General features: G+C 61.6%; 12 protein-coding genes. 6 read left to right on the top strand and 6 right to left on the bottom strand.

Translation table 11 applies throughout. From position 1 onward, the window contains the following. Position 1 precedes the first annotated feature (1 nt). From E5W70_RS02075 to E5W70_RS02065, 3 genes are all read right to left on the bottom strand, one after another. A complete protein-coding gene (locus E5W70_RS02075; RefSeq protein WP_292653800.1) occupies positions 2-1,009 on the bottom strand; it encodes an ABC transporter permease in 1,008 nt (335 codons plus the stop codon). 103 nt (positions 1,010-1,112) lie between these two features. After that, entirely contained in the window at positions 1,113-3,197 is a 2,085-nt protein-coding gene (locus E5W70_RS02070; RefSeq protein WP_292653799.1) for an ABC transporter substrate-binding protein, read from the bottom strand. Between the two features lie 118 nt (positions 3,198-3,315). Next, positions 3,316-4,782, bottom strand: coding sequence for an alpha-glucosidase/alpha-galactosidase (locus E5W70_RS02065; protein ID WP_292653798.1), 1,467 nt, complete (start codon positions 4,780-4,782; stop codon positions 3,316-3,318). A 277-nt stretch (positions 4,783-5,059) separates the two neighbouring features. On the opposite strand from E5W70_RS02065, the gene E5W70_RS02060 reads away from it, so the two are divergent. The 6 genes from E5W70_RS02060 (at position 5,060) to E5W70_RS02035 (ending at position 10,196) form a co-directional block, all read left to right on the top strand. Next, positions 5,060-5,857 (top strand): AraC family transcriptional regulator, encoded by a 798-nt coding sequence (locus E5W70_RS02060; RefSeq protein WP_366509647.1) that lies wholly within the window; start codon positions 5,060-5,062, stop codon positions 5,855-5,857. A gap of 368 nt (positions 5,858-6,225) precedes the next feature. Then, a complete protein-coding gene (locus E5W70_RS02055) occupies positions 6,226-6,360 on the top strand; it encodes a hypothetical protein (protein ID WP_292653796.1) in 135 nt (44 codons plus the stop codon). Next, positions 6,357-6,794 (top strand): CBS domain-containing protein, encoded by a 438-nt coding sequence (locus E5W70_RS02050; RefSeq protein WP_292653795.1) that lies wholly within the window; start codon positions 6,357-6,359, stop codon positions 6,792-6,794. Before E5W70_RS02055 ends, E5W70_RS02050 begins: the two co-directional genes overlap by 4 nt. Before the next feature lie 114 nt (positions 6,795-6,908). After that, entirely contained in the window at positions 6,909-7,835 is a 927-nt protein-coding gene (locus E5W70_RS02045) for an NADP-dependent oxidoreductase (protein WP_292653794.1), read from the top strand. 361 nt (positions 7,836-8,196) lie between these two features. Beyond that, positions 8,197-9,888, top strand: coding sequence for an FAD-dependent oxidoreductase (locus E5W70_RS02040; RefSeq protein WP_292653793.1), 1,692 nt, complete (start codon positions 8,197-8,199; stop codon positions 9,886-9,888). Further along, positions 9,885-10,196 carry a UBP-type zinc finger domain-containing protein gene (locus E5W70_RS02035; protein ID WP_292653792.1) on the top strand — a complete coding sequence of 104 codons (312 nt, stop codon included), beginning with the start codon at positions 9,885-9,887 and terminating at the stop codon, positions 10,194-10,196. Before E5W70_RS02040 ends, E5W70_RS02035 begins: the two co-directional genes overlap by 4 nt. A 224-nt stretch (positions 10,197-10,420) precedes the next feature. Here E5W70_RS02035 and E5W70_RS02030 read toward each other — a convergent pair whose 3' ends face one another. The 3 genes from E5W70_RS02030 to E5W70_RS02020 all read right to left on the bottom strand — a co-directional run bounded on the left by E5W70_RS02030 (position 10,421) and on the right by E5W70_RS02020 (position 14,748). Further along, entirely contained in the window at positions 10,421-11,590 is a 1,170-nt protein-coding gene (locus E5W70_RS02030) for a GNAT family N-acetyltransferase (RefSeq protein WP_292653791.1), read from the bottom strand. Further along, positions 11,587-12,582: a sterol desaturase family protein gene (locus E5W70_RS02025; RefSeq protein ID WP_292653790.1), complete on the bottom strand. Its 996-nt coding sequence runs from the start codon at positions 12,580-12,582 to the stop codon at positions 11,587-11,589. The genes E5W70_RS02030 and E5W70_RS02025 overlap by 4 nt, the downstream gene beginning before the upstream one ends. A gap of 261 nt (positions 12,583-12,843) precedes the next feature. Continuing rightward, entirely contained in the window at positions 12,844-14,748 is a 1,905-nt protein-coding gene (locus E5W70_RS02020) for a heparinase II/III-family protein (protein WP_292653789.1), read from the bottom strand. Position 14,749 lies beyond the last annotated feature (1 nt).

Here is a 14,749-nt window from a genome sequence, read left to right as displayed (position 1 = left end):
CTCAGGACCCTGCATATTGGCGCACACGCGGGTCGAGCATGACGAGCAGCATGTCGGCGATGATGTTGCCGACGATCAGCGTCGCCGACAGCACCATCATGAAGGTCGCCGTTACATAGACGTCGCCGACCGCCATCGAGCCAACGATCGCCGGGCCAACGGTCGGCAGGGCAAAGATGATCGCAGTCTCGATCTCGCCGGTCAGCATATAGGGCAGCACCACGCCCTGATACATGACCAGCGGATGCAGCGCATTGGGCACGGCATGACGCATCACGACCGCACCGCCGCTGAGACCCTTGGCGCGAGCGGTTTCGACATATTGCGCGTTCAGCGTGTCGAGCAGATTGCCGCGCATCACCCGCATGTTGTAGGCGAGCCCGCCGAAGGTGGCGATGGCGACAACCGGCCAGACATGCCGGACGAGATCGACGAACTTCGCCCAAGACCACGGCGCCCCGCCAAATTGCGGCGAAAAGAAGCTGCCGATCTCGGAGACGTTGAACTGGAAGACCAGCAGGTAGACGATGATCAGCGCCATCAGGAAGCGCGGCACCGTCATGCCGAGGAAGGAAATCGCTGACAGCGTACTGTCGATCCAGCTGTACTGCCTGGTCGCCGCCCAGATGCCGAAGCCGATGCCCAGCACCGAAGCCAACAGGTGGCAGACAAGCGCAAGCAGCAGCGTGCGCGGCAGCCGCTCGCCCACCACGTCGGCGACGGGCTTGTTGTAATACAGGCTGTAGCCGAAGTCGCCGCGGGTGATGATGCCGGCGATCCAGTTCAGGTATTGGAGCGGAACCGGCTTATCGAGGCCATGCTCCACGCTATAAGCCTTCGCCTGGGCATCGGCCTCGGCAAAGGAGGCTCCACCCTGGTTGATGAGCTGCAAGCGGATGTAGTCGGCATAGTTGCCCGGCGGTGCTTGGATGATCGCGAAGGTAACCACGCTCAAAATGGCGAGAACCGGTAATGCGGATGCTATGCGCATAAGCAGAAATCGCAGCATCGGCCGTTTCTCTCCTCGCTCGGTTTCAGTTATCCCTCGCCGCTGGCTTTGTCCCGGCCGCGCCAGCAGCGCGGCCGGGAAATTTCAAGTCAGGGGAGGAAACTCAGTTCGTCGGACCCTTGTCGCCGGGCTTTCCGGGAAGCTGTTCGGGGAACAGTTCATATTTCTGCTGTTTGTCGACAGCGACCCAGACCCTTTCGCGAATGATCGAATCTTCGGCCCAGTTGAACATGAAGATCGGCGTTCCCTGCGGGATATTGGAGAAGCGGTTGTTGATGATCAGCGCGCCGGGATATTCGGTCAGCCCGACGGAATAGACGTGTTGCGTCGAGATCTTCTGGAACTGCTTCATCAGGCTGGCGCGCTCGTCGTTGTCCTGCGCCGAGACGAACTTGTTGACGATGTCGACGAGGTCCTTCTCGAACGGCATCAGATCGACCTGGCCGTTTTCCGGAGCGCGATGGTTCCAGCTTGTGCGTGGGCCGATCGGCGCCAGTTGCTCGGTGTTCTGTACGACCGAGGTGAGCTCCTCATCATTGCGCCTGACCATCCAATCGAAACGGCCGGAATACATGGACGCGTCGCGCTGGACGCCGTTCAACCCGTTCAGGACAACGCGAAGACCTAGCCTCTCCATCTGGCCGACGACGCCCTCCGCGAGGCTCTTGTCGGTGGTGTAGTCGTTGTTGACGAGCATCACGATCTCGACATTCTTGCCGCCGGCGCTGCCGGCAGGAAAATTGACGAAGCCGTCACCGTCGGTGTCCTTCAGGCCTGCCTTGGCGAGTTCCGCCTTGGCACCTTCGAGATCGAAGGGGTAGTAGACCGTCGACTTCCGGTCGTAGAAGCTCGTACCCGAGGAGAAGCCGCCCGGATAGATGGCGGTGAACGGACCCTTGACCAGCGAGTCGCCGAGCGCCTTGCGGTCGAGCGCCATGGTAACGCCCTTGCGGAAATCCTCGTTGCGGTTCAGCTCGCGAACCGCCTGCCCACGCTCGTCGGGATTGCCCCAGCCGTTGGCGGAGAAGTTCATCCGCAGATTATAGCCGATCAGCCGTGGACCGAAGGCAAGTCGAGCCGGCGCGTCCTTTTGCGCCGCCCGCTTCAGCGAGGCGACGAAATTCTCCGGCTGCTCCAGATTGGAGATGTCGGCCGCCCCCGACACCGCCTGAACGTCGCGGTCGGCCCAGGTCGATAATTTGTAGTGCAGTTCATTGAGATACGGCAGCTGGTTGCCCTTCTCGTCGACCTTCCAATAGTACGGATTACGGCGCATGACGATGATGTCGTCGGGGCGGTATGCCACCGGCACCCAGGCACCCATCACGGGCATGTTCATATATTCCGGCGGGAACGCGTTCTTGAACTGCTCGTAGGTGTTCTTCGAATATTTCGGATGCTGCGGCTTGAGGATATGCGACGGTCCGGGGCAGAACTTGCCGTAAGCCATGGCGTAGAGGTGTTGCTTCGGAAAGGCGTCCTTGAACGTCCACTCGACGGTGTAGTCGTCGATCTTCTTCAGCGTCGTGCCGACCCCGAAGGTCTCCTGTGTGGCGCCATTCAGCGGCGAGACATTGGGGTCGATCACCTCGTCGTCCCAGTAGAACATCACATCGTCGGCGTTGAACGGAACGCCGTCCGACCATTTCGCGCCCTCGACCAGGTGCATCGTCAGCGTGTGGCCGTCCTTCGACCAGTCCCAGCTCCTGGCGAGGTTAGGCAGCGGCTCGGTGTCCTGGGCCTCGACCTGGAAAAGCGGCGCCGTGCGCGTCAGGCATTCGGAAAGGCCGATGTCGATGCCGCCCCAACCTTGCGTCTGGCCCGCGCCGTAGTTCCAGCCCTCCGGCCGGCCGCCTATGACATGACGCATCGTATCGCCGTAGACGCCGACGCCATCTGGCATGTTGCCGGTTTTGAAAACCAGCGGCTCCTTCGGCAGCCGGTCATTGACCGGCGGCAGCTTGCCTGCCTTGACGTATTTGTCGGTAACCCAATCGGGTTCGTGGTATTCCGGAAGTGCCTTGAACTCCAGGATGGAGTCGCGTGCGACGTATTTGATCTTTCCCTCGGCGGGAAATTGCGCGGGCACCGGCGGCACGGTCGGCTCGGATGCATACGCGTTCAGCGCCGAGGCCGAGACGCTAAGCGCCAGCCCGGCGAGAATGCCAATGTTTCGAAAATTCCTCATCGTCTCTCCTCCCTGTTGTTCAGGAGCGCGTTGACGCCGCTCCATCTCTCCTCGAACAATGTACAGACGGGTGCGGAAAATCCTCCCGAAAGCTCGCCGCGATCCGTCCTGGCGAAATTCAGATGGGCTGCTTGAGAGCCGTTTTTTCCGCGCGTAGTTCCTCGATCGAACGGACGTCGCGCCGTGCCGCACCGGCCCATTCGCGGGTCTTGACCCTGGATTTCGAAAGCCGTTCCTTCGCGGCCGGCACCGCATCGGCATATTGCGGCAGCCAGCGGGCCTGGGCGACGACCATTTCGTCCACCATTTGCCAAACCTCTTCCGGCGTCGAAACCGCGCCGACCAGCGGATCGTGCAGGACCGCGAGCTTCAGCAGGTCGATATCGCCGGAGATGGCCGCATGAACCGACATGCGCTGGACGTTGATCGAGGAAATGCAGGTGGCAGCGCAGGCCTCCGGCAGCGTGATGCCTGCCGCCATGTTGATACCGAAGCGGTCGACGAAGCCGGGCGACTCGACAATCGCGTCCTGCGGCAGGTTGGTGATGATGCCGTTGTTCTTGACGTTGAAGTGGCCGCGATAAATGCGGTTCGTCTCCAGCGCTTCGAGAATGTGGCTGGCATGCTCGTTGGAGCGTTTGGCGGGGTCTATCGGCCTGGCGGCGGATTCAAGAAATTGTGGGAATTCGGTTTCGAACCAGTTGCGCGTTTCGGTCGAATAACGAAGGTAGCCGCCGGTCTCGCCGTGGATCCAGTCGGACATGTCGATCCAGCGGGTGATTTCGTCCGGCCGCTTGCGATACCATGGCAGGTATTCGGAAAGATGGCCGTTGCTTTCGGTCGAATAGACGCCGAAGCGCTTCAGGACGTCGATGCGCAGCTTTTCCTGCTGCGAATAGACCGGATGCGCCTCGAAGGCGGCAACCAGCTCGTCCTTGCCGATCTTGCGGCCGTTGAGACGCAGGTCGATGAACCAGGTCTGGTGATTGATGCCGGAGCAGATGTAGTCGAGCTCGGTGCGCGACTTGGCGCCGAGCACTTCGGCGATCTGGTCGGCGCCATGCTGGACGCCGTGGCAGAGCCCGACGGTATCGACCCTGCCATATTCGATCGCCGCCCAGGTGTTCATGGCCATTGGGTTGGCGTAGTTCAGGAATTTCGCCCCAGGCTCGGCGACTTCGAGGATATCCTTGCAGAAATCGAGGATTACCGGAATGTTGCGCTGGCCGTAGAGGATGCCGCCGGCGCAGATCGTGTCGCCGACGCATTGGTCGATGCCATACTTCAGCGGAATGCGGATGTCGTCCGCATAGGCTTCGAGACCGCCGACGCGAACGCAGCTGATGACGTAGCGGGCACCCTCGAGGGCAGCACGGCGGTCGGTCGTTGCCGTAACCTTGGTCGGCAGCCTGTTGAATTCGACGACCCTGTCGAGGATCGACTTGATCATCTGGAGGTTGCGCTCGCTGAGATCGGTCAACGCGAATTCGACATCCCTGAATTCAGGAACGCACAAAATGTCGGTGAAGAGCTTCTTGGTGAACCCGACGCTTCCCGCACCGATGATAGCGATCTTGAAACTCATCAGCCTCACCTCGACCTGATCGAACGCTAGGGCAAAGGCGACGAAAAGAAGCCTGGCCCGCCTGCGGTGGCATGCAGGCTGGAATCCGGCACTTCCTCCCATCCGCTCTTTGACCGCGGTTTCTTTTGCTTTTCTCGAGGGATTATGCGCCTTATTCAGCACGCGACCAGAGAAGGATTATGCTTTTAGGGGTAATTTTGTGCTGCGGAAGTTGATCGACATCGGGCCGGCGGGCAGGACGGTATCGCTGCCGCGCGGCCGCCAGCGCCTGCACACCATGCCGACAAGCACCGGCTATGAAGTGCGCGAGAACGAGGTCTACGACTGGGATGGGCGCAAGCGCGGCCAGACGCCGTTTACCGTGCTCCAGCATACGATCAGCGGCACCGGCCGATTGCGCTACGAGAACCGCAACTACCGTCTGCAAAAGGGCGATACGTTGCTGGTTCTCGTGCCGCACAACCACCGTTACTGGCTGGCCAGGGGCGAACGCTGGGAGTTCTTCTGGATATCGATGAACGGCGAGGAGGCACTGCGCATCCACAAGTCGATCCTTGCCGCCGTCGGTCCGGTGCTACGGCTGCAGCCCTCGACGATCGATCATCTCGCCGATTGCAGCGTGCGCCTGATCACGGGCGCGGTCTCGCCAGGAGCCGCCTCGGCCGTCGCCTATGAAGCAGCCATGGCGCTCTACGACGATGTCTTCGGCTCGCATGCCGTCACCGACGACAAGAGCGCCATGCAGCCCGTCATCGACCACATCAAGGCCAACCTCGACAGGCCGCTCCGCGTTGCCGATCTCGCCGAGATCAGCGGCCTGAGCCGTGCGCATTTCTCGCGCTGTTTCGCCGAGAGCGAGGGACTTCCGCCCGCCGAATTCGTACTGCAGCAGCGACTGCAGCGCGCGGCGAAATTGCTGACGAAGGCCGATTTCCTGCCGGTCAAGGAGGTCGCCATCATGTGCGGCTTCGAGGATGCCAATTATTTTTCGAAGGTCTTCCGCCGCCTCTACGGCATCAACCCGACGCAATTTCGCACCAACGGAATGTATGCCAGCCTGGGAACCGCCCGATAGATTGGAACCACGCATGGCATCGATGCGGGAACGCTTTTGCTTTCCCTCGGTTTAGGACAGGAGAACCTGCTCGCCGCTGCCGCAACCCGCTCTTGGCGGAGATCAGGCCACAGATGTCAGGGGAGTGATCGATGAACAATCCCGATCCGAACAACCCGAATCCACTGCCGGACAATCCCAATCCGGAGCCGGCCCGGCCGCCTGCCCCGCCGGAGACTCCGCCGGGAGAACCTCCAGGCGTACCCCCGCCCTCGCCGGATCCAATTCCAACGCCGGACCAGGAGCCAATCGGAGTTCCTCCTGGCACGCCTTCCGAAATTCCTTCGGAACCGACCTTTCCCGGGCCGACCGCCTGAAGGGCGGTCGGAGTGGAGGATGGCAAGGGTGATTTCGGCGAAGCGCTCGAAACGGGTCCTGCCATGGAACGTTTTGCGCTGGCGCTCATTCACCCTTCCATCATGGAAACCGGCGGCGGGCCCTGCAACCAATGGAGGTTAAAATGAAAGTTGGCAACTGCATGACAAAGGACGTCGAGATCGCCAGTCCGCAGCAAACCCTGCGCGATGCGGCAGAAATGATGGGTCGCCTCGACGCCGGCGCAATGCCGGTGGGCGAGAACGACCGGCTTGTCGGCATGGTAACCGATCGCGACATCGCAATCCGCGGCGTCGCCCAAGGCAAGACACCTGACGCCAAGGTACGGGAAGTGATGAGCACCGAGGTCAGGTATTGCTTCGAAGACGAAGACGCGGAGGATGTTCTGCGTAACATGGCTGACCTGAAAGTGCGCCGGTTGCCGGTGCTAAACCACGACAAGCGCCTGGTCGGCATCGTTTCGCTGGGCGACCTCGCCACCAACAGCGAGACGGCGACAGCCGGTGAAGCGCTAAGCGGCATCTCGCAACCCGGCGGCGAGCATTCGCAAACGATACACTGACGGCGCACCACCGGCCGGCCTTTGCTACGACCGACCCGCCGGCTGGATAGACGCCGGCCTGCCAGCGAAACTGTTCAGCGGCGAACTGGACTGCAACCCGACGAGGAGCAAGCCATGATCACTATGAAGGCCGTCCGTATCCACGATTTTGGTGGACCGGAGGTTCTTTCGCTGGACGCGGTTCCGTTGCCTCAGCCGCATGACGACGAGGTCACGCTCAAGGTCTACGCGGCAAGCGTCAATCCCGTCGACTACAAGGTTCGCGAGGGCTCTTCGGGCGCGGATCTGCCCGTCACGCTCGGCCGCGACGTATCCGGCGTGGTGGAACTGTGCGGCACGCGGGCCCATACCCTAAAGAAGGGCGATCCGCTATATGCCATGCTCGGCAACGACCGCGGCGGCAACGCCGAATATGTCGTCGTCAAGGCAACGGAGGCGGCGGCGAAGCCGCAACGCTTAAGCCACGCCGAAGCCGCCGCCGTGCCACTTGCGGGCCTTACCGCGTGGCAAGGCCTTTTCGATCACGGCGGCCTCAAATCCGGGCAGCGGGTCCTCATCCATGGTGGCGCCGGCGGCGTCGGTCATCTGGCGGTGCAGTTTGCAAAGACTGCGGGCGCCTTCGTCGCGACGACCGTTTCCGCGCAGGATTTCAATTTCGTCCGCGCGCTTGGCGCCGACCAGGCGGTCGATTACAAGAACCAGCGCTTCGAGGAGGTTGTCGAGGACGTCGACCTCGTTTTCGACCTGGTAGCGGGTGAAACACAGGACCGCTCGTGGGACGTGCTCAAGCCCGGCGGGACGCTCGTCTCAACGCTTTCCGAACCGTCGGCGGAAAAGGCCCGCCAGCATCGGGCTCGCGGCGTTTCCTATTTGACCAAGCCGAACGCGGCACAGCTTGCCGAGATCAGCCGCCTCATCGACGCCGGGAAGGTCAGGCCATTCGTGCAGGCAATCTATCCTCTTGAGGAAGTCGCCAAAGCCGAGGAACAGCTCGAGAAGCAGCACACGCGCGGCAAGATTGTGCTTCAGGTAGCTGCCTGAGCACTCGCCGAACGACAGGCCGCAGGCCAGTTTGCGAAGTGCTCGGACACAGGCTGTTTTCTGCTGTCCAGAAGCCCGGCGGCCGAGAGTTTGACACAGGACGGCGCGCCGGGCCTGGCCGGCTTAGACAGGTGCCGGCTGAAGCAGCATGCGCCGGGTTTGCCGGGATGCGCAAATCAAACAAATCAAGGAGATGCAACGGATTGTGAGGCACGTCGCGACGACACCGTCGCACGGGCCGCCGTCAGTTAACTGCGAAGCGAAGGGCACAGCGTTTACCGACAGGCGGACTAGGTTACTACCGGCCGCAAGCCGCAAAAAACCGCTTCAAACTGTCGGACACCGGCGATAGGTTCGAACCATGTCTCAATCCGCGAATCCGACCTCCATTGCCCGTCGCGATCAGATGTTTCCAGCGCTGGCTGAGGCGGACCTGGACCGCATGGGCCGTTTCGGCGAAGCCGTGTCCTATGCCACGGGCGAACAGATCGTCAAAGCCGGCGAGCTGGCACCCGGTCTGATCGTGGTCCTGTCCGGCAAGGTGGATATCATCCAGGGCGGCAGCTTCGGCCGGCGCGAAACAATCGTCACGCACGGTGCGGGCAATTTCGTCGGCGAGTTGGCGCAGCTTTCAGCCCGGCCCTCACTGGTGGATGTGGAGGCGGTCGAGCCGGTCGAGGCGCTCGTCATCCCCTCGCAAAGGCTGCGGGACCTGATGGTGCAGGAAGCAAACCTCGGCGAGCGCATCATGCGGGCGCTGATCCTGCGTCGTGTCGGCCTGCTCGAGAGCGGCACAGCCGGACCGATCATTGTCGGACCGGTCGACAGCGGCGACGTGTTGCGGCTGCAAAGTTTTCTGGCCCGCAGCGGTCAGCCGCATCGGGTTCTCGATTCGGCTACCGATCCTTGCGCCAAGACGCTGATCGAACGCTTCCATGTCGATATCCACCATTTGCCGATCGTGCTCTGTCCGAACGGCAAGCTGCTGCTCAATCCCGGAGAGAACGAGCTTGCCCGCTGCATCGGCCTGGTGAGGCCAATCGACTCCGGCAAGCTGTACGACGTGGCCATTGTCGGCGCCGGACCGGCCGGCCTCGCGGCGGCCGTCTATGCGGCTTCCGAAGGGTTGTCGACGATCGTGCTCGATTGCCGTGCCTTTGGTGGACAGGCGGGCGCCTCCTCGCGCATCGAGAACTATCTCGGTTTCCCGACCGGCATTTCGGGGATGGCGCTGATGGCGCGCGCTTACAATCAGGCGCAGAAATTCGGCGTCGAGATGGTGATACCGGACGAGGCAAAGCTGCTCGGCAGTGCAAGCGACACGTCCGGCGCCCACTACACGCTCGCTGTCGGCAGCGGGGAGACGGTGCGGGCACGGTCGGTGGTGATCGCCAGCGGAGCGCGCTATCGCCGCCTCGACATGGCAAACCTGGCGCAATTCGAGGGAACCTCCGTGCATTACTGGGCTTCGCCGATCGAAGCGCGGCTTTGCGCCGGGCAAGAGGTGGCCCTGGTCGGCGCCGGCAATTCGGCTGGCCAGGCTGCTGTCTATCTGGCAGCGCATGTGAACAAGGTATGGCTGCTGGCGCGCGGCAGCAGCTTGGATGCGAGCATGTCGCGCTATCTGGTGGAGCGCGTCAGGGCACAGCCGAACATCGAAGTGCTGGCTGAGACGCAGATTGCGGCACTGGAAGGCGACGACGGCAATCTTGGCAAAGTGCGCTGGCGCAACCGCGACACCGAGACAGCACGTCCAATCCGCCACCTCTTCCTGTTCATCGGCGCCGACCCGAACACCGACTGGCTGGCGCAATGCGGCGTGGCGTTGGACGCGAAGGGCTTCGTTCGCACCGGGCCTGACATTGGCCAGGAACGTGGTGCACTGGAGACGAACCGCGGCGGCGTGTTCGCCATCGGCGACGTGCGCTCCGGCTCGATCAAGCGCGTCGCCGCTGCCGTCGGCGAAGGCGCCCAGGTGGTTGCAGCGCTGCACGCATATCTCGCGCACGATGGCAGTCTCGCCGTGGCGCCACAACTGGTCAGGAGCGTATGATGGCAGACGAATGCAGGCATGCCGGGGATATTCGCGACGTGACGCCGAGCGCGCTCGGTTGCGAGGAATGCCTGAAGAGCGGTTCGCAGTGGGTGCATCTGCGGCTCTGCCGCACATGCGGCCATGTCGGCTACTGCGACGACTCGCCCAACCGTCATGCCACCAAGCATTTTCGGGCAACCGGCCATCCTGTCATCGAAGGCTACGATCCGCCGGAGGGTTGGGGATGGTGCTACATCGACGAAATCTTCCTCGACCTCGGCGACCGCACCACGCCGCAAAACGGTCCGATACCGCGCTTCATTTGAGCTTTTTTACGAGCGGGCCGCTACAGCAATTCCAGGAAAAGTGTGAACGGTTTCGTCCGAAATTGCGTCAAAACAAAAAAGATGGGGCGGTTCGGCGTTTCCGTGAAACGATGAACCGTTCTGATGCATGTCGCGCAAAAGTGTGCAGCGGTTTAGCGATAACGACATGGATAAAAACAAGAATCTAAAGCGCGTCGCATGAGGCCGATCGAACGCGACACGCTTTAGTCCAAGGCTGCTTCGGCTTGAGTGGGCGTATCGCGTCCCTCTGGTGCTGCCGATGAACGCTCGCGCATATGCCTGACGGTCTGAAGGACACGATCGGCAAGAGATGCAAGCGCACCCTGTGCCGTGCGCGTCCCGATGACGGATTCCAGCGTAACCGACTGCGTTGAGAATTTGTGTTTGAACGACTCTGCGCCACAGAGGAAATCGACCATGCTCAAGCCGTGATCGATCGACCACTGCACGTAATCCATCAACAGGATCACACCCGGCGACGCCCGGCTGAAATCCGGATCGAAGGTGGTCACGAAAGCCATCATCACGCCGCGCTGGACGAAGTTGATGGACACCGCGACCATCGCACCGCGGCATTCGAGGACGAAGATATGCAGCACGCCGGCGCGCGCCAACGCATCGACGAGCGCGGCGAGTACCGGCACGCCCTCGTCGAAGAGATCTGACTCACGCATGCGCTCGGTCAGCCATTTCCGCTTCAAGGCCGCGAGGCGCTCCAGTACCGGTTGCAGCGGCTCGTCGGGCGCAAGCAGGCGAAATCTCACCTCTCCGGCTTCTTCCAGCGCTTTGATGCCGCGCCGATAGTTCTGGCGCGTCTTTTTCGACTGGTCCGCAAACCATGCCGCTCCGCTTTCCCATTGTCCGGCAACGCGATAGCTGACTTCCGTTCGGTGAAAGTGACGAAGCCTGATGCCGCTGGAAGCTCCCGGCGTGAAAATTTTGCGGGCCGCCGCATCCGGCGAGAGACGATTGATCAAGGCAAGATCGAAGCCACCGGCATCGCAGAGTTGGGTCCATAGCTCCTGCAGCGCCGACAACGAGCATTCCGGGGCAACGAGAATATCCCCATAGTCGGTATAGCTGCCGGCCGCCCATTCGAGAAACCGCAGCCCCCTGCGCCTGCCGATCGCCAGCGGAACGACAGCAACGAGTCTCTCGCCCTTCCAGACCAGACCGATCCGCAACGCGCGCTGGTCGCGGCGTTGTACGGTACTCCACCATGCCGAAATCCAGGCATGGCTTTGAAAGATCAGCCCGTCGGTACGATGCCAAAGCTCCATCCAAGCGGCTTCGACCGCAGCCAGGCGATCCGCCGAACGGACGATTTCCAGGCGCTCCGCGCCTAGGACGTCGATGGAAACGGCGGTGTTCATGAAGGAGAACTGTCCTGTGGCTGCGCGACCACATTGGGCCGTCTGTGAAACAGTCGCATGACATGCCTTGCCATCTTCTTGAGCGGCATGATGTAGAGCCCAAAAAGCGACTGGTAATCGCGCACATCGCGATCGACCAGGCCAAATTTCAGGTCTTCATCCGGCTCCGGGACAAATTGCGTTCCGAACAGACGATCCCAGAACGAAAAAAGCAGGCCGAAATTCTTATCGTAGTGACGAGGGTCGATGCTGTGATGCACCTGATGCCAGTGCGGACACAGGATGATGTTGTTCAACGGGCCGAACGAGATCTTGAGATGCGTATGGCGAACAAAGTCCATCATCAGGATGTTGCGGATGACGTAGACGTTGATGCCGAAGATAGCGACCTCTACCGGATCCAGTGCGATCAGGCTCCAGATACCGAAGCAGATGCCCGGGATGACGCCATCCCACATACGGTTCATCAAATCGTCCAGCGGATGAACCCGGTCCTTGGTGATCCCCACCATCACTTCGGCCGAATGATGTACCTTGTGCAATTCCCACAGGAACGGGAAACGGTGCTGGGCGACGTGGTAGAGGTAGTATGAAATATCATAGGCGACCAGCATGGTTGCAGTGAAGATGACGATCGTCACCGGTCCCGCCGGGCCGCCGAGAAGCGGCGCATGGATGTTAAGGAGCCAGCCAATTGCCTCGCGTGTGCCATAGCCCACCGCAACGACGAAGGTGACGCCGGCAGGAATAAGCAGGAAAGGCATCATCGCCCGTTTCGTGATCCAGAACAGGGCGTCGGCTCGCGCCGACGGGTGCAGGATGACTTCCTGTGGGAAGGCGAAGTCGAAAAAGTCCCTGAGGGACTTATGTTCGGCAGTTCGCCAGTAGGCGATCATCGCGCTGCCCAGTGCGGTGAGGAGAAGCAGGCCGAGCGTGGTCAGATTGACGTTCGAAAGTTTTTCCACAATCGCCCTGGCAAATTCGGAAAACATCGTTGCAGCGGCTCCTGGTCGTAAGAAGGCAGTCTGGGGTCGTAAGAAGGCGATCTGGCGAATAGCAAAGCACAAAATTCCCGCCAAACTCGCTACGCCGCCTGCAACCAGTGGCTGTTGCGGACGCAGCGGGCAAAGCAGGCTGGATGGTGCGAGACTAGCAGATCAACGGTAACGAAACCGCTAAATGTCCAAACGTAATTAATGTCGAATACGGCTGGAACTCGCCGCGCAACTCTACATTGGCACCGGTTTTTGCCGTTACGGCGGGTGAATTGGGGCAAGATGGATATCGATCCCGGCTTCGCCCACTTCACCGTGCCAAGCGAGGCGTTCGGCTTGCTGCCTGGTGCCAAAACGCAGTGAAACCCAACCGCCTTGCCCCGGCATGTCACCGCCGGCGCCGATGTCGAGCGCAGCATCGGGAAAGCGGATAGCCAACAGCGCCTCGTCGCCGCGCAACACCGTGACCGTATCTTCGTGGCGGTCGGCATGGAGGCCGGCGGCCAGTTGGAAGACGATCTCGGACTGGCGCGTGCCGCCGAGCAGTTGGTCGGTGATGAGGATGCCATCGGCCTGGCGCGCCAAAGTGCGCTGATGCACGACGCCGAAGCGGCTTCTATAGCCGTCATGCCGGGCGCTCAGCCTCCAGTGCGTTCCCGGCTCGCTCTCCACCAGCGCTGCGACTGCCTTGTGCGACCAGTTGAAATTTCCAGCGATGGTGCTTTGGCTTTTACCCTCGATGTTCAGCGTGTTGTGCGCCGGTGTGGAGCGGAACCAGTCGCGCCACGCGCCTCCCGAACCGTAAAGCCAGGTGCCGGGATCGACCAGCACCGGCTCACCGTCGATGCACAGGGTAAGCGACAGCGCGTCGGCATGGCCGTGCGCCGCTATCGAGAGATAGCCAAGCGGTCCATGATCGAACGTCAGTTCGACATTGCGGCCATTCATTGCTCCGCGCCAGACTGAGAGCCCGCCTTGCGCGAATGTCTGCAAGCCATGCGCCGCGGGCGCCGGGCCCGACGGCGCACCAAAGAAAAGCGAACGAAAATCGTCAGGCTCCGGCGCGTTGCCCGGCGTCCCCAGTAAGCCGTGGATGGCGGCCGCGACGGATAGGACATAGTTCGGCTCGTCGCCCAGCTTCAGCACATGGCCCTCATCGTCGTCGCCGAAGCGGGCGGCTTTCTGTGGCAGCCAGCCGACGAAATTGGCGAAGGCGCCCAGACGCGCTTCGACAGCCGAGGGAAACGGCGTTCCCGCCTGGCGGGCCGCGGCGGCGCACAGCAAGATGAGTTCGGCGCTGAAGGCTGCATAGGTCGGCGTTTGCTCGGCACCGGCGCCGTCGGCAAGAATCTGCTTGTGCGTCTCATTCAGGAGGGCGCTGCGGGCAATTTCGGTTTCGGCTCCGAGCGCCAGGCCGACCAGATATTCGCCAGCCAATTCCGCGACGAGATGGTTGTTGGCGGAGGAATATCGCGATGGAAACCGCGGCAGCCAATAGGCGCTTGCCGCGAGTATTTCACCGGCTTTCCGCAGTGTCGCCGGGTCAAGCCGGTCGCGGACGAGGTCCAGGGTGACGATCAGGCTGATGGCTCGCAGCGCTACTTCGATGCCGGAAGCCCAGCCAATGCCTCGGAACGGCGGATTGGCGGAATGCCAACTGCCGATCGCCAACTCAATGGCACTCCGGGACCGATTATCCTCGCTGAGGAGCAGGTGTGCAGCCAGTGGCGGCAATTGCTGCAGCCGGTTGATCTCCCAGACATATTTAATATCGCCAAGCTCGCCGCCATCGCGAAAATCGATATCGAAAGTATGAGCCTCGGGGCCAGGCCAAAGCCTGCCGGTTACCGGATCAAGACGCCAAAGCTCAGCAGGAAACAAAAGATCGGGCTCACGCTTTGGCCATGTCCGCCCGAGTGCCGAAAACCGGCCCTGAAGCATCTCTTGCGCGGCCGCCGCTAGGGCTTGCCGTTGAGCGTCGGTCGCTGCCAGCGCAGCATGACGAAATCCGGGCAGCACCGGGTGCAACTGCGGCGATGGATAGCGCTCCCACCCATCATCGCGGCGGCGCGACGCGATCCTTCGACGTTGCTCCATCAGCCGGTGCAACACCTCGGCCGGTCCCATGCTGCGCAATCGGTTGATGTACCAGCCGATTCTCATG

This window comes from Mesorhizobium sp., from assembly GCF_005063415.1.
In the GTDB taxonomy this organism is placed as follows: Bacteria; Pseudomonadota; Alphaproteobacteria; order Rhizobiales; family Rhizobiaceae; genus Mesorhizobium.
This window is presented reverse-complemented; position numbering and strand designations above follow the sequence as displayed.

What these genes read in the sequence shown, in the direction of transcription:
- E5W70_RS02075 (WP_292653800.1), bottom strand. Translation starts at nt 1,009, where the DNA reads ATGCTGCGATTTCTGCTTATGCGCATAGCATCCGCATTACCGGTTCTC.
- E5W70_RS02070 (WP_292653799.1), bottom strand. Translation starts at nt 3,197, where the DNA reads ATGAGGAATTTTCGAAACATTGGCATTCTCGCCGGGCTGGCGCTTAGC.
- E5W70_RS02065 (WP_292653798.1), bottom strand. Translation starts at nt 4,782, where the DNA reads ATGAGTTTCAAGATCGCTATCATCGGTGCGGGAAGCGTCGGGTTCACC.
- E5W70_RS02060 (WP_366509647.1), top strand. Translation starts at nt 5,060, where the DNA reads ATGCCGACAAGCACCGGCTATGAAGTGCGCGAGAACGAGGTCTACGAC.
- E5W70_RS02050 (WP_292653795.1), top strand. Translation starts at nt 6,357, where the DNA reads ATGAAAGTTGGCAACTGCATGACAAAGGACGTCGAGATCGCCAGTCCG.
- E5W70_RS02045 (WP_292653794.1), top strand. Translation starts at nt 6,909, where the DNA reads ATGATCACTATGAAGGCCGTCCGTATCCACGATTTTGGTGGACCGGAG.
- E5W70_RS02040 (WP_292653793.1), top strand. Translation starts at nt 8,197, where the DNA reads ATGTCTCAATCCGCGAATCCGACCTCCATTGCCCGTCGCGATCAGATG.
- E5W70_RS02035 (WP_292653792.1), top strand. Translation starts at nt 9,885, where the DNA reads ATGATGGCAGACGAATGCAGGCATGCCGGGGATATTCGCGACGTGACG.
- E5W70_RS02030 (WP_292653791.1), bottom strand. Translation starts at nt 11,590, where the DNA reads ATGAACACCGCCGTTTCCATCGACGTCCTAGGCGCGGAGCGCCTGGAA.
- E5W70_RS02025 (WP_292653790.1), bottom strand. Translation starts at nt 12,582, where the DNA reads ATGTTTTCCGAATTTGCCAGGGCGATTGTGGAAAAACTTTCGAACGTC.
- E5W70_RS02020 (WP_292653789.1), bottom strand. Translation starts at nt 14,748, where the DNA reads ATGAGAATCGGCTGGTACATCAACCGATTGCGCAGCATGGGACCGGCC.